This window comes from Cellvibrio sp. ARAG 10.3 (assembly GCF_051846955.1).
Taxonomy (GTDB): domain Bacteria; phylum Pseudomonadota; class Gammaproteobacteria; order Pseudomonadales; family Cellvibrionaceae; genus Cellvibrio.
Window position 1 is genome coordinate 323,242 of the sequence record NZ_JBPYCU010000003.1, and the last position, 13,540, is coordinate 336,781.

At 54.2% G+C, this 13,540-nt stretch carries 14 protein-coding genes; 7 read left to right on the forward strand and 7 right to left on the reverse strand.

Annotated features, from left to right (window positions below):
- Window positions 1-2: 2 nt before the first annotated feature.
- Window positions 3-551 (reverse strand): RNA pyrophosphohydrolase, encoded by a 549-nt coding sequence (locus ACSV5M_RS06010; RefSeq protein ID WP_439174712.1) that lies wholly within the window; start codon window positions 549-551, stop codon window positions 3-5.
- A 235-nt stretch (window positions 552-786) separates the two neighbouring features.
- Here ACSV5M_RS06010 and ACSV5M_RS06015 point away from each other — a divergent pair, with 235 nt between their 5' ends.
- Window positions 787-1,443 (forward strand): HAD family hydrolase, encoded by a 657-nt coding sequence (locus ACSV5M_RS06015; protein ID WP_439174713.1) that lies wholly within the window; start codon window positions 787-789, stop codon window positions 1,441-1,443.
- A gap of 46 nt (window positions 1,444-1,489) precedes the next feature.
- Entirely contained in the window at window positions 1,490-2,611 is a 1,122-nt protein-coding gene (locus tag ACSV5M_RS06020; protein ID WP_439174715.1) for an imelysin family protein, read from the forward strand.
- Between the two features lie 29 nt (window positions 2,612-2,640).
- Here ACSV5M_RS06020 and ACSV5M_RS06025 read toward each other — a convergent pair whose 3' ends face one another.
- Both ACSV5M_RS06025 and ACSV5M_RS06030 read right to left on the reverse strand, forming a co-directional pair.
- Window positions 2,641-3,834 carry a class I SAM-dependent rRNA methyltransferase gene (locus ACSV5M_RS06025; RefSeq protein WP_439174716.1) on the reverse strand — a complete coding sequence of 398 codons (1,194 nt, stop codon included), beginning with the start codon at window positions 3,832-3,834 and terminating at the stop codon, window positions 2,641-2,643.
- 113 nt (window positions 3,835-3,947) lie between these two features.
- Window positions 3,948-4,415 carry a hypothetical protein gene (locus tag ACSV5M_RS06030; protein WP_439174717.1) on the reverse strand — a complete coding sequence of 156 codons (468 nt, stop codon included), beginning with the start codon at window positions 4,413-4,415 and terminating at the stop codon, window positions 3,948-3,950.
- Window positions 4,416-4,550: 135 nt separating this feature from the next.
- Between ACSV5M_RS06030 and ACSV5M_RS06035 the strand changes: the two genes are divergently transcribed.
- Window positions 4,551-5,831, forward strand: a complete 1,281-nt coding sequence (locus tag ACSV5M_RS06035; protein ID WP_439174718.1) for a flagella assembly protein FlgT middle domain-containing protein — start codon at window positions 4,551-4,553, stop codon at window positions 5,829-5,831.
- Window positions 5,832-5,838: 7 nt separating this feature from the next.
- Here ACSV5M_RS06035 and ACSV5M_RS06040 read toward each other — a convergent pair whose 3' ends face one another.
- Both ACSV5M_RS06040 and ACSV5M_RS06045 read right to left on the reverse strand, forming a co-directional pair.
- Window positions 5,839-7,341 carry a tryptophan halogenase family protein gene (locus ACSV5M_RS06040; RefSeq protein ID WP_439174719.1) on the reverse strand — a complete coding sequence of 501 codons (1,503 nt, stop codon included), beginning with the start codon at window positions 7,339-7,341 and terminating at the stop codon, window positions 5,839-5,841.
- Between the two features lie 31 nt (window positions 7,342-7,372).
- A complete protein-coding gene (locus tag ACSV5M_RS06045; RefSeq protein ID WP_439174720.1) occupies window positions 7,373-8,350 on the reverse strand; it encodes a hydrogen peroxide-inducible genes activator in 978 nt (325 codons plus the stop codon).
- A gap of 239 nt (window positions 8,351-8,589) precedes the next feature.
- Here ACSV5M_RS06045 and ACSV5M_RS06050 point away from each other — a divergent pair, with 239 nt between their 5' ends.
- Together ACSV5M_RS06050 and gshA are read left to right on the forward strand one after the other, a co-directional pair.
- Window positions 8,590-9,051: a hypothetical protein gene (locus tag ACSV5M_RS06050; RefSeq protein ID WP_439174721.1), complete on the forward strand. Its 462-nt coding sequence runs from the start codon at window positions 8,590-8,592 to the stop codon at window positions 9,049-9,051.
- 178 nt (window positions 9,052-9,229) lie between these two features.
- Entirely contained in the window at window positions 9,230-10,810 is a 1,581-nt protein-coding gene (gshA, locus tag ACSV5M_RS06055; protein WP_439174801.1) for a glutamate--cysteine ligase, read from the forward strand.
- A 57-nt stretch (window positions 10,811-10,867) separates the two neighbouring features.
- Here the strand turns inward: gshA and ACSV5M_RS06060 are convergent, their stop codons facing one another.
- Window positions 10,868-11,299: a flagellar basal body-associated FliL family protein gene (locus ACSV5M_RS06060; protein WP_439174723.1), complete on the reverse strand. Its 432-nt coding sequence runs from the start codon at window positions 11,297-11,299 to the stop codon at window positions 10,868-10,870.
- Window positions 11,300-11,502: 203 nt separating this feature from the next.
- Here ACSV5M_RS06060 and ACSV5M_RS06065 point away from each other — a divergent pair, with 203 nt between their 5' ends.
- Together ACSV5M_RS06065 and rsd are read left to right on the forward strand one after the other, a co-directional pair.
- Window positions 11,503-11,991, forward strand: coding sequence for a disulfide bond formation protein B (locus tag ACSV5M_RS06065; protein ID WP_439174724.1), 489 nt, complete (start codon window positions 11,503-11,505; stop codon window positions 11,989-11,991).
- A 77-nt stretch (window positions 11,992-12,068) separates the two neighbouring features.
- Window positions 12,069-12,536 carry a sigma D regulator gene (gene rsd / locus ACSV5M_RS06070; protein WP_439174725.1) on the forward strand — a complete coding sequence of 156 codons (468 nt, stop codon included), beginning with the start codon at window positions 12,069-12,071 and terminating at the stop codon, window positions 12,534-12,536.
- A 92-nt stretch (window positions 12,537-12,628) separates the two neighbouring features.
- On the opposite strand, the gene ACSV5M_RS06075 is transcribed toward rsd, so the two are convergent.
- Window positions 12,629-13,348, reverse strand: a complete 720-nt coding sequence (locus ACSV5M_RS06075; protein WP_439174726.1) for an FKBP-type peptidyl-prolyl cis-trans isomerase — start codon at window positions 13,346-13,348, stop codon at window positions 12,629-12,631.
- Window positions 13,349-13,540: the final 192 nt, after the last annotated feature.

Sequence of the window (13,540 nt, forward strand, 5' to 3'; positions counted from 1 at the left end):
GCTTATCTGACTCTTAGTAGGGTAGCAGGTGTACCGCTGGATACTGATGAATTCTCAGCACACCCGATATCTTCCAACTGGCTGTGATCCAGCGACAGTTCTTTCAGCGCACGTCGATACACATCGCGCTTGAACGCCACCACCTTGCTCAGCGGATACCAATAACTGACCCAGCGCCAATCATCAAATTCAGCCCGCCCACCGTTTTCCAGACAAATACGACTGTCGTCCGTACGCAAACGCAACAGGAACCATTTCTGCTTCTGGCCGACGCAAAGCGGTTGTGAATTGTGCCGGACTAATCGGCTCGGCAAACGATAGCGCAGCCAGCCGCGGGTGCAGGCAAGAATTTCCACGTCTTCCGGATGGAGACCTATTTCTTCATGAAGTTCACGGTAAAGCGCCTGCTCGGGGGTTTCGTTGGCATTGATGCCGCCTTGCGGGAACTGCCAGGCATCCTGCCCGCCCACGCGCCGCGCCCAGAGCAATTGGCCCCGGTCGTTGGTAAGCATGATGCCCACATTAGGGCGAAATCCATCGTTGTCTATCACGGGGCTGGTTATCCTGGCTGGCAAGCAGTAGGCAAAACTGCTCTTTCATTATTTAGTCATGATTTTCGCGTAGAGCTATTGCGACCTATTGTTCCACAAATCTGTTGCACACAGCAATTCGCTCAATACCCGTCTGCCAGTTTAAAAAAATGTGAGAATCTGCACATAGCTGTTGAGCGGGTTACCCACAATCGCTATGCTAGCCGCCATTCCGAACAACCCCTTCAGGTACGCTGTGACCCTCGCTATCTTTGACCTCGACAACACCTTGATCGCCGGCGACAGCGATCACAGTTGGGGCGAGTTTCTGGTAAGTAAGCAACTGGTTGATGCCGTGGAGTATCGCCGCCAGAACGACCTCTTTTATCAAGCATACAAAGACGGCAGCCTCGACATTCATGCCTACCAGCGCTTCGCCCTCACTCCTTTGGCGCGCTTCACTGCGGCTGAGCTGGCAGAGCTACACAGCGAGTTCATGGCCACATGCATTGAACCGCTGATGTTGGTCAAGGCACAGACACTGCTGCAACAGCATCGCGACAATGGCGATTACTTACTGATCATTACGGCTACCAATAGCTTTATTACGCACCCGATTGCCACGCACCTGGGCGTAGATGACATATTGGCAACGGACCCGCAGGTGATCGACGGGCGGTATACGGGCGAGATTATCGGCACGCCCTGCTTTCAGGGCGGCAAGGTAACCCGACTGAACGAGTGGCTGGCAGCAAGGGAGAAATCCCTTCATGGCAGTTATTTTTACAGCGACTCCTACAATGATTTGCCTTTGTTGGAACAGGTCACGCATCCGGTGGCGGTCGATCCGGATGAGCGCTTGCGCCAGACTGCAGAAGCACGCAATTGGCCGATCATCAGTTTGCGCGATTAATGGACGACATCCAACAACCTGCCCAGGGATTTATTTACACACTATCGTGAACCACATTCTTACTACGGCTTTCACCCTGCTTATTGCACTCTCTTGCTGCACGTCCAGTGCTTTTGCTGCCGATTCCCCCACCGATAATGATCCCCTGGATAAGGCGACCCGCTACGCCTGGGAGCTGGGACTCCAATCGTTGATCAACACAGAGCAGGCCAGCCGCAACCTCTCCGGCCAGTTGGAGTTGTTCCTGGCGGAACCTTCCGAAGCAGGTTTTGCGCAATTGCGCCAGGAGTGGCGTAACTGCCATCAGCAATGGCAGCAGCACGCTGTGTGGGTTGAGTTGGCCCGAGGCCAGGCGCACCGCCTGGCCGCACTGAATCGGCGTTATTTCAGCATTGATGCACGAGAGCTGCAGCCAGGCTATCTTGATGCCGTACAGGATTATCCTTTCAGCGGTATCGTCAATGATATTTCCATCGTGCTCACCGCCGACAATTTACGTCAGCAGCACGGCCTGACCGATCCCAGCGAAGTCAGCCTGGGATTCCATGCCCTGGAATTCTTGTTGTGGGGAGAACAAAGTCAACGGCCATTTACGGACTATGTGCCGATCACCACGATCAATGCTGAGCAAAACGCGGCTGGCCTTACCATAGGCGACTTGCCCAATAATCGCCGCCGCACTGCGCTACGTTTGATAAATCAGGTGCTGGCTGACGATCTACAACGCCTGCGGCAGGATTGGCAAAACCCTCTCAGCCCCATCAGTCAAAGCTATCTCAATCTCTCGCCGTCGGTCCGGCTCGCGTTGATTCACCGCACAGCGCATCAATTGCTGGCGGTAGTGCTGCCGGATCAATTACTGCAAGCCATAACCAATGATCGCACCATGCACCACAATCAATTTGCCGGGGATACGCTCCAACATAGCCTGGCACTGCTGAGTGGTCTGGAAGCTTTGCTGAGTCAAGGCGAATCACCGCTGGTGAATCATTTGCTCGTGGCGGATGCAGGACTGGAATGGCAACAACAACTTCAGAATCTGATCGCTGGCCTGAACGAACTTACCCAGGAAAAAGACAACATAACCAGCGCGAAACTGGCCAGCCTGGTGGAGCAACTGCCGCACCTGGCCAATGCACTGGGCACGCCAAATCTGGCCGCAGAATAACGAGAAGCTCGCCCTGCGGCCCACTCACATCATGGAAGGTAGACCCGCGCGAAGATGGCTTTCAGGTAGTCAGTCTCAGGGATAGCAGGATGCACCGGATGATCCGGCCCCTGGCCGCCCTGCCCGATAATTTGCACATGGCGGTCCAAGTGGCGGCCAGCACCGCGCACGATATCCAGCAGCGTATCCCGGTGCAGATGCATGGAGCAGGAGGCGGACACCAGCAGACCATCGCGGCCTAACAAGCGCATCCCCAACTCGTTGACGTGACGATAAGCGGCTTCACCGGACTTTTGATCTTTACGACGCTTGATAAACGCGGGCGGATCGAGCACTACCACATCGAAATGTTCGTCCTGCGCAATCAGGTGCTTCATGACCTCGATGGCTTTTCCCTGGATAGTGCTGACACGCTCACTCACGCCATTGAGCTCCGCATTACGCTCAACACCATCCAGAGCAGCTTCTGACGCATCCACACAGACAACCTCACGGGCACCAGACTGGGCAGCCTGGATGCCCCAACCGCCAATATATGAAAAGACATCCAGCACCCGCTTGCCTTTTACATAGGCTTGCAATTGCGCGCGATTGATACGATGGTCGTAGAACCAACCGGTTTTCTGCCCGCCATGTACCGGAGCCAGAAAGCGCGTGTGGTTTTCCACCAGTTCAACCTGTTCTGGCACTTCACCATAAGCCACTTCCACATACTCCGACAGGGCCTCCAGGGCGCGTGCGCTGTGATCATTACTCAGTAAAATACCGCGCGGCTTCAGTGTTTGCACCAAGGCCTCAACAATCTCGTCCTTCACTTTTTCCATCCCCGCACTGGCAATCTGCACCACCAGATAATCCCCAAAACGGTCCACCACCAATCCCGGAAGCAAATCGGCATCACCAAAAATCAACCGGTAATAAGGCTGATCGAAGGTCCGCTCACGCAATGCGAGCGATTGGTTGATGCGGTGTACCAACAGGGATTTATTGAGGGGGTATTTTTCGCTGCGACTGACCAGGCGCCCACAGATGAGCGCATTGGGATTCATCACCGCAATGCCGAGGGGTTTGCCACTGTGGCTGGTGACCAATGCCTGCGCGCCCGCCTCGAAAGTTTTCAGCGGTGAGCGTTCGACATCGACTTCGTTGCTGTAAATCCAGAGATGGCCCAGTTTCAGGCGGCGGTCGGCTTGGGATTTGAGAATCAAAACGGGCAGGGACATGAGCATTCCAGTGATAAGGGGAAAGGGAACAGGAAAAGAAAGGTGGGCGATTATAGCGGAAAGCGCGGGAGACTCGCGAGCGAACGCCGGTCGCATCCGCTCGCGCTGACCGTTCAGATATCCGGATTGACAGCGAGCACGTCTCGCTCCGCGAATTGTTGCCGATCAGTGGCGTTCGCGCTCTCCTTACATTCGCCTTTCAGCCATAAGTGATAACGCGAGATGCTGCGATCCAGCTCGATAAAACCCTCACGACAATACTTCATATGCTTGACCACATAGGCCGCATTCTGCTGCAGGCGTTCATAAGTATTGCGATTGATATCAACTCCGCCGACCGTCCTCGGCTGATTCGGTCCGCTGTGGCGCGCGACGCGAATGTGGTTGGGAATCGCATCATCCGGCCATTTGAGGCGATAAACGAACATCTTACTGTTGTTGCGCAGGATGTTAATCTCCAGCGTCTCTTGCATTCCGGTTTTGGCATAGCTGCGGCCGGGCGTACCACATCCACCCAACAAGACAGACAGACCGAGAAGCAAAACAGCCAGCACGGCTGAGCGAGGGAACTGACGGACCATCAGGATTATTCTCCATTGTTTTTAAAGATATGGCGCCCGGTGCCGACACAGTGTGAAAGGGCGGGCTTCATCTTGCCCATCACCACCCTAAAACATTTTGCTTACGACGCCAACATCACCGGGCGAGGAATTTTCATGCACGCACGTCTTATACGCTGCCGTCTGCTCAGGTTGTTAACTATCGCTTGGCTGCTCGGCAGCGCGATGGCATTGGCTGAGGAGTTTCCGCCTGGTGAGGGTGTAACGCCTACCGAAAGTCCCGCATCGATCCCGATTGAGGAGCCTCTGATAGTCCCCGAGCCTGTGGTAATTGCAGAGCCAGCCGTTGCAGCCGAAGCTTCAGTAAGCACCGAGCCCCCCGTCTCCGGCATGCTGGAACCAGCTCAGGACTTTCCGTTGCCGAAGGATGTAGCAGTCAAACCGGACGCAGAATCCCTCGGGAATCGCTCCCATCCGACAGCATTTATTGTGTCTAATTCCACCACCCGCTATGCGCAGGACGTCGAACACCCGGGCCGGCGCAACCAATGCGCCCATGCGCAGACTGCTTTACAAGAAAGCCCCTACTATAAATCCATCGCCATCGCGCGCTTTAACCGTACCGAAGCCGATTCATCCAAAGCTGGCGGGCTGCATCAGGCGGAAGAGGGTTTACCGTCCCTGCTGAGCCAGCAATTGCAACGCCGCCATGCCATCCTGACACCGGTGCAACTTCCGCAGAGCCTCACCAACCCCGGCGATACCAATGGCCTGCGCGTGACGAATCAGGTCCAGCAGTTGGCCCGTACCCATCGCACCCAATTTATCGTGAGTGGTGAAATCCTGGATATGTCCATGGCGCACCCCGGCGCGACTTATTCACCAGGTTTATATACCCGCTTCGTCAATGGTGTTCACGATACGTTCGGGTTCAAGACCCGGTTTGATAAACGCGACCGCCATTTCAGTTTTCACCTCAGCTTGCGCGATGGTTTTACTGGCCAGGTTTTGTTTCAGAAACGCTATGACACGGTGGGGATTTGGGGGATCAGCAGCCGCCGCGAAGTGGACTTCGGCTCATCGTTATTCTGGGGGAGCGATTATGGCGAACAAATCGGTGGGCTGGTGAACAAAGCCGGCGACGAACTGGCAGCCGCTATTCAATGCCAGCCCTATATCACGCGGGTGGAGAGCAGACCCAGCCAACAGCAGATCCTGCTACACAGCGGCGCCAACAACGGCTTGCGGGCGGGCGATACGCTGGCGTTGTATCAATTGGTGGTGCAGCCCGTCAGTGGCGAATACCAACTTTACGATACCCGCCTGGTGGATCGTCAAACGCTGATCGAATTGCGCGAGGTGTATCCCTCCCACAGCGTCGCGGTCGTGAACAGCGATTATTTATTGAACGGGCAGTATCTGGCAGTGGCGCCCTGATGCGACGTTAAGGGGTTTTTGCCTTCATCTGACGCTGCAAAAATTCATCGTGAGTCGGCAGGGTTTTTACCATCCCCTGGATGGCCGCGCGGGCCAACTTCAGGGTTTCACCGATCTGGGTGAAATCTACATTATCCACCCGCGGGCAATGTTTACGCGGACGAATGCCCATCCCTTCAAATACCGATTGCCAACTGGCACTGCGGAACAATTCATCCACACCTTCGCGCAACGCGCCGTGACCGCGAAAGAGTTCGATTCGCTCTTGCAATGAATCCGGTAGCGGCATTTGCTGGCACCAGCGCCAGAAGGGTGTGTCCTGACGCTGGGTCGCGCAGTAGTGCAGGACAATAAAATCGCGCACCTCTTCGTAGTCGCCCGCCATGCGTCGGTTGTACTCGCGCACCAGGCCCGGATCGCAATCCTGGTCCGGGAAATAGCGCAGGAAAAAATCCATACCGCGCGCAATCAGGTGGATGGCCGTCGACTCCAGCGGTTCCACAAAACCCGCCGCCAGGCCGAGGGATAAACAGTTGTATTTCCATATTTCCCGGCGCTTGCCGGTCACAAAAGGAATGACGCGGGGCTCTTCTACCATGGGGCTATCGATAGCGCGCATCAGGGTGGACTTGGCATCGGCGTCGCTGCAAAAACGGCTGGCGTAGACATAACCGTGACCGATGCGGTGTTGCAGCGGAATGCGCCAGGTCCAGCCTGCCTTGCGCGCTGTGGCCAGGGTGTAGGGTAAGGTTGGCTCGATCTGCTCGGTCTTGATAGCGATGGCGCGATCACAAGGCAGGAAATCCGACCAGTCCTCGACTTGGACGCCCAAGGACTTTTCAATCAGTAATGCTTTAAAACCGGTGCAGTCGATAAAGAAATCGCCGTGAATTTCCCGCTCATCCGCCAGGACAATCTTGTCGATATGGCCATTATCACGCCGGATAACCTGCTCAACGAGCCCCTCGGTGCGAATCACACCCCGGGCTTCCGCATACCGACGCAGATACCGGGCAACCAGTTGGGCATCCACGTGCAAGGCATAGTTAGCGCCGCCGATAGGTGTGTTTTGGGCTTGGTTGGGTAGAAAGAAACGGCCGTTTTCAGCCATGACATTGCAGGGGGAAAAGTCCTGCAAGGATGCCGCCTCGCCCTGCATACGCGCCTTGAGCCAACACTGGTAAAAATCGTGGTGACCGATTTTTTTCCCGATGACGCCAAAGGGATGGAAGTATTTTTCGTTGCGCTGGTGCCAATCGACAAACTTGATACCGAGCTTGTAAGTCGCGCGGGTTTCGCGCACAAATTCCTGCTCATCAATTCCCAGGCGCTGGATCAGTCCGACAAAAGGCGGCACGGTCGACTCACCGATACCGATAGTGCCTATCTCCGCGGATTCCACCAGCTCAATCTGACACAGGTCGTTCTTTAAATGGAATGACAACATGGACGCGGCTATCCAACCGGAAGAACCGCCGCCGACAATGACTATTTTTTTTATGGGTTTCATAACATACGTTCGATGCGGTTAGCCGCGAGAATTACCATTGATTATTTTCCACCATCAGCCCCGAGTTTCCAGATTCGCGCTGTGTGGAGTAATTCCAATAGGCGGCACTGGAAGCCTGGATGGCTTTGCGCAATACATCAATCGCCTTGTGACGTGGAAAGCTCGCGCGCCAGGCCAAGGCCAGCGTACGTTTGGGTGCCGGTTCCGTAAACGGGCGGGTCACCAACACATTAGGCGCATAGAGCGATGTTTGCGCAGCGGATAAGGGCAGGATCGTGATGCCCAGTCCCGAGGCCACCATGTGCCGGAGTGTCTCCAGGGTGCTGCCTTCAGCGGCGGTGTGAATGCGCTGGGACGCGCGCTCTTCCGTGGACTGCAAGTGTGGGCAGGTCGCGAGCACCTGATCGCGGAAACAGTGTCCCTCGCCCAATAACAATACGTCCTGGTTATCCAGGTCGTCCGGGCTTATCGCATCTTTACTTGCCAGTGGATGGTCGTGGGGCATCAGCACCACAAAGGATTCATCAAACAGCGGCTGGGCCACTACATCAGGCTCGCTAAAAGGCAAAGCCACAATGATGACATCCAGTTCGCCATTGCGCAGTTTCTTGCCCAAGGTCGCGGTGTAGCCTTCTTCAACATAAAGAGGCATATGGCTGGCGAGCTTTTGCAAATGGGGAATGAATTGCGGCAACAGGTAAGGACCGATGGTGAAGATGGCACCCACCGCCAGCGGGCTGCTCAGCTGATCCTTACCGGCATCGGCAATATCTTTAATGGCCGCCGTTTGCTCCAGCACCCGGTGCGCCTGGGCCACAATCTGCTCGCCCAGCGGCGTGGGTTGAACACGGGTCTTGGTACGCTCAAACAATGCCACCCCCAGTTCATCCTCCAGCTTCTTGACCGCAATACTCAGTGTGGGCTGACTGACATGGCAGCGATCCGCTGCGCGACCGAAGTGTTGCTCTTGCGCAAGGGTGACAATATAACGCAGCTCTGTAAGGGTCATGATAGGGTTTCCCGTCAGGGTTGTTGCAGTTCCGGGCGGCGAGGCGCGCCCAGACATCATACGCCTTTATTAGCGATATCCACAGATCAAATCAGGCCCGGCACTGAAGTCGGCCCTTGTTGTTCATCCAATCATCCCTATAAATAGGGCTTGCGCGAACCCCCGGAAAACTGAACAATCCCGCCAGATTCGGAACCGGGTGTTGGCCGTCAATCAATCCACACCGCCAAGCGATAGACATGAGTGATATGAGCGAGCTTTTTATCCTGCAAAATCATGACAAGCTCTTTCTGGGGCGCCAGAAAGAATGGTTGGATGGTAGTGATCCAGCCAGCCTGTTCAAAACACCGCATAAAGATGAAGCGGTTAACCAGGTGTTTGAGATCAGTTCCAAGGATTACACCCAGCGCATCAAGGTGGTGAGTTGCAAGGCGAATGAGAAAGGGTTGCCGGTCATTGAGCCCACGTTGCTGCCAAACGACGCACCCACATCGGCGCCCCTGTTCACCGAGATAGTAGTTGCCGATGCCGATGCCGATGCCGATGCCGATGCCGATGCCGATGCCGATGCCGATGCCGATGCCGATGCCGATGCCGATAATTTTGCACCGGATATTACCTTGTCAAATGATCCCGAATCGGTCGAACCCGACGCGCTAGATGAGGTGAACATTGAGGATCATCAACAACCGCTGCTGTAGGCGGATTGTATTCAGATAGAAGTTTCGGGGCACAGCGACCGTCCGGCATGGGGCCCCGAATATATTTTGCTTGTTAATGCCCGACTGCCACCCTGTGACAGCGGTTTATGAGGACACCAGCTTGTCGCAACCATCCCAACCTTCGCCCGCTTCGCGGCAAGCATCATCCTTCCAGCACCTGTTGCAGGCTTTTTCCCAACCCCTGCACAACGCCACCTTCACGGGTATCCTGCGCGGCCTGGAAAAAGAAAGCCTGCGCGTCCTGCCCGATGGAACACTCGCGCAAACGGATCATCCTTTGGCGTTGGGCTCCGCGCTCAAGCACCCGCATATCACCACCGATTACAGCGAGGCGTTGCTCGAGTTTATTACCGAGCCTTTCCGCCATATCGCCGACTTGCTGCAGCAATTGGAAGATATTCACCGCTTTACCTATCAGCAACTGGATCAACAAGGCGAGCGCCTGTGGCCCGCCAGTATGCCCTGCTCGTTAGGGTCGGATGACCAAATTCCTGTCGCGCGTTACGGCAACTCCAACAGCGGCACCATGAAGACGATTTACCGTATCGGTCTGGGCCATCGCTATGGCCGTTCGATGCAAACCATCGCCGGCATTCACTATAATTTTTCGCTGCCCAATGAATTCTGGCTCGCCTTGCAACAGGAAGAAGGCAACCAGTTGTCCTTACAGGATTACAAGACCCAACGTTACTTTGCCTTGATCCGTAACTTCCGCCGTTATTTCTGGTTGCTGATTTATTTGTTCGGTGCCTCGCCGGCTGTGTGCAGTTCATTTGTGAAAGGTCGCGCGCATCAGTTGCAGGCTTTTGACGAACAGGCCAAATCACTCTACACACCTTATGCCACATCGCTGCGTATGGGTGACCTCGGTTATCAGAGCGATGCCCAGCAATCACTGATTGTTTGTTACAACAATCTGCCCAGTTACCTTAAAACCTTGTATGGCGCCATCTCTACCGCACATCCGGCTTATGAAGCTGTGGGGTTGATGGATGCCCAGGGACATTATCAGCAACTCAACACCAGCCTGCTGCAAATCGAAAATGAATTTTATAGCAGCATCCGCCCTAAACACCCGGCCCAATCCGGCGAGACTGCCTTGCAGGCACTGCGCTTGCGCGGGGTGGAATATGTGGAAGTGCGGTGCATTGATCTCAACCCGTATGAGCCGCTCGGCATTACCGCCGAACAGATGCATGTCATGGATGCGTTTTTATTATTTTGTTTGCTGCACGATAGTCCGCTGACCGGCGCAGAAGAATACCGCGAAGGGCAGGACAATCAGAAACGTGTGGTTTACCATGGGCGCGATCCGGATCTGGCATTGATACGCAACCGGGAAACCATCAGCATGCGCCGCTGGGCTGAAGACATTCTGGCCGGGACAGCGGAATGCGCCGCCTTGCTGGATCAGGCCAACGGTGGCACGCAGTATCAACAGGCAGTGGCTCAACAATCCCTGAAAGTGCAACACCCTGAACTGGCACCCTCAGCGCGCATACTGCAAGATATGCGCACCGAACAGAAAACATTTTTTGGCCACACCATGGCGCTGGCTGAGCAACATCGGCAATATTTTGCCAGCCATCCACTCGACGCTGATAAGGAAGCTTATTACCAACACCTTGCGCAGCGCTCGCTGATTGAACAACAGGAACTTGAAGCGACGCCGCAATTACCTTTTGCAGCCTACCTCGATAATTATTATGCGCAATATCGCTGCTGCGTGAACGACTGACACCGCGCGCACCTGCCCCAGGATTTCAATAAATGTACGGGCAGGTTTTTATTGCCTTTACTTCTGCATCACCAGATTATTGAATAACACATCGTTGATCGCCGCCTGCTCACCGGTTTCTTCCGCGAGCAGGCGATTAATCTCGGTCAATGAATCCTGGCGCATCGCTTCCTTTCCCTCAACACTGGCCATGGCCTCATCGGTCTGGCGGCTGAACAATAACACCAGTGCATTGCGGATCAACGGCATGTGATGATTGACCGCCTCTACGGCCTTGGGGTCATCCACTCGCAAGGAAATATCCGCTTTGAGATATTTAATCTTGCCTACGCCGCCGTAATTCACTACAAATGCCGGCTTAAGTTCTATATAAGGTCCGCTGGCACCCCCACCGCCGCCAGCGGCAAAAACCGGAGAATGCACCAGGCAAAGACTTACCAGCAGCATCCATAACACCTGTTTGGCCCGACAACCCATAATAGTATTCATAAGCCTTTTCCTACACCCTATCGAACAAATGGAGGTATTGAACCCTCCGTTGAATGGTCGGTCAACCATTGGCTTTTTTGGCGTCTCGCTATACGCCGACAATAACGCTTCATCAAACAGTCCACAGGCTTTCGGCAATTGGCTGGCGCACCCGGAGACTTTTTGCGTACTATTGCCTCCATAACCTTAACGAAGGATTCACCATGTTGCCCAGTATTCGCCAGACAAATTTAATTATCTTCCTCGGCTGTGTTGGTTTAATGTTAATTGCTGCTTACATGGAGCACGTCATGGGGCTGGAGCCCTGTCCGCTCTGCATTACCCAGCGTGCCTTTGTAATTCTTGTGGGGCTCATTGCCCTGATTGCATTCCTCCATAACCCTGCCCGGACTGGTCGGCGTGTCTACGCTGTGCTGGGTATTCTTGCGGCAGTCATCGGCGGAGCTTTTTCGAGTCGCCAATTGTGGCTGCAAAGCTTGCCCGAAGATCAGGTCCCGGCGTGTGGCCCAGGTCTGTCTTATATGTTTGACGTTTATCCGTTCCTTCAGGCCCTGGAGGTATTGCTGCAAGGTGACGGCAATTGTGCAAAGGTGGACTGGTCCCTGTTTGGTATCAGCATTGCTGGCTGGACCCTGGTGGCGTTCATTGGCCTGGCATTGATCAATCTCTTTCAGGTCTGGCGGAAAGGCTGATTAGGCTTGCCGTCAGCGGCGGGATAGCCTATCTTGACTCGCCTGATTTAAAAAACGGTTATTCAAGGAAATATCGCATGCTAGACAATTGTAAGAACGCCAAAGAGCTCTGGGGCGGCGTCAGCGAAATCATTGATCGCTGGCTGCAAGAGCGACAAGACATGCTGGTGCAATACTGTGCACTGAGCGGCCTTGATGCCACCCCTGAAAACGAAGCCCTGCGCGGAGCGAAGTTGCGTACCCTGTGCCAGATCCTGGTGGACTATGTCTCAGCAGGCCACTTTGAAATTTACGATCAACTCATTAAAGAGGGTCGGCAGTTTGACGATACCGACGCACTGAAAGAAGCCGGTACGCTTTTCTCTGTGGTCGATAAAACGACCGAACAAATCCTCGACTTCAACGACAAGTACCTGGAAACCGACGATCTCACCTCACTCGATGCCGATCTTTCGGAACTGGGCGAAACACTGGAAGTGCGCTTCAGCGCCGAAGACCGCATGATTGCGGTACTGCACACATCACATAAGGACCTGGTCAGCTAATCCTGCTCTCACGGCAAACCGCTCCAGCCGGATTAACGCCCATAAAAAAACCCGCTTTTGACAGCGGGTTTTTTGTTAGCTGATTGAATCTTTTACTCGGCGTCAGCCTTTTTCACTTCCAGCAATTCCACTTCAAACACCAGTACAGAGTTTGGTGGGATCGGGCCGTTGGCGCCTGGACCATATGCCAGGTCAGACGGGATAACCAATTCCCACTTGGAGCCTTGTGGCATCAACTGCAGGCCTTCAGTCCAACCCGGGATAACACTGTTCAGATCAAACGTAGCGGGTTCGTTACGTGAGTAAGAGCTATCGAATTCAGTACCGTCCAGCAACTTGCCGCTGTAGTGTACGGTCACAGTGTCGGTCGCCTTGGGCTTAACACCGGAACCTTCGGTGATCACGCGATATTGCAAACCGCTTTCAGTGGTGGTCACACCCTCTTTAGCTTTGTTTTCTTCAAGGAATGCCTTACCTTTCTCAGCATTCTCATCGGCGATTTTTTTCTGCTCTTCTTCACGCTTGGCCATGGCCTGTTCCTGGAAGGTCTGCATAACAGTCTGCATTTCTTCTTCCGTCAGACGGGACTCAACACCGTCACGCACATCGTTGAGTGCCAGCATGAAACTGTCCGGATCAACCACCAGACCGTTTTGCTTGAAGTTATTTGCCAGGTTGCGGGCAATGGTGTAGTTCACTTTCTGCTCGAGCGTGGTCAACTCAACAGCTTTGGGTTCCTCAGCCTGTTTTTCACAGCCCACCACCAGAACAACAGAAGACACTAAGCCCACAAGTAGTTTTTTGTTAATCATATGACACCTTAAATTTTATTGATGTATTTGCTTCCTAATCTATCCAGCCAGGACATAAGGGCCGGTCGACCGATTAAATCCAACCCGGCAAATCCACTACTTCAGGGGCCAGAGAAGCCGCCAATGGTATACCAACTGGGAAGGATTGTGAGCCTCTTTTGCGGTTTTTTTGCTGAATTCTGCGGGTTTTGT

Coding starts and splice junctions, on each gene's coding strand:
- ACSV5M_RS06025 (WP_439174716.1), bottom strand. CDS start 3,834: ATGTCCCTGCCCGTTTTGATTCTCAAATCCCAAGCCGACCGCCGCCTG.
- ACSV5M_RS06030 (WP_439174717.1), bottom strand. CDS start 4,415: ATGGTCCGTCAGTTCCCTCGCTCAGCCGTGCTGGCTGTTTTGCTTCTC.
- ACSV5M_RS06035 (WP_439174718.1), top strand. CDS start 4,551: ATGCACGCACGTCTTATACGCTGCCGTCTGCTCAGGTTGTTAACTATC.
- ACSV5M_RS06040 (WP_439174719.1), bottom strand. CDS start 7,341: ATGAAACCCATAAAAAAAATAGTCATTGTCGGCGGCGGTTCTTCCGGT.
- ACSV5M_RS06045 (WP_439174720.1), bottom strand. CDS start 8,350: ATGACCCTTACAGAGCTGCGTTATATTGTCACCCTTGCGCAAGAGCAA.
- ACSV5M_RS06050 (WP_439174721.1), top strand. CDS start 8,590: ATGAGTGATATGAGCGAGCTTTTTATCCTGCAAAATCATGACAAGCTC.
- ACSV5M_RS06060 (WP_439174723.1), bottom strand. CDS start 11,299: ATGAATACTATTATGGGTTGTCGGGCCAAACAGGTGTTATGGATGCTG.
- ACSV5M_RS06065 (WP_439174724.1), top strand. CDS start 11,503: ATGTTGCCCAGTATTCGCCAGACAAATTTAATTATCTTCCTCGGCTGT.
- rsd (WP_439174725.1), top strand. CDS start 12,069: ATGCTAGACAATTGTAAGAACGCCAAAGAGCTCTGGGGCGGCGTCAGC.
- ACSV5M_RS06075 (WP_439174726.1), bottom strand. CDS start 13,348: ATGATTAACAAAAAACTACTTGTGGGCTTAGTGTCTTCTGTTGTTCTG.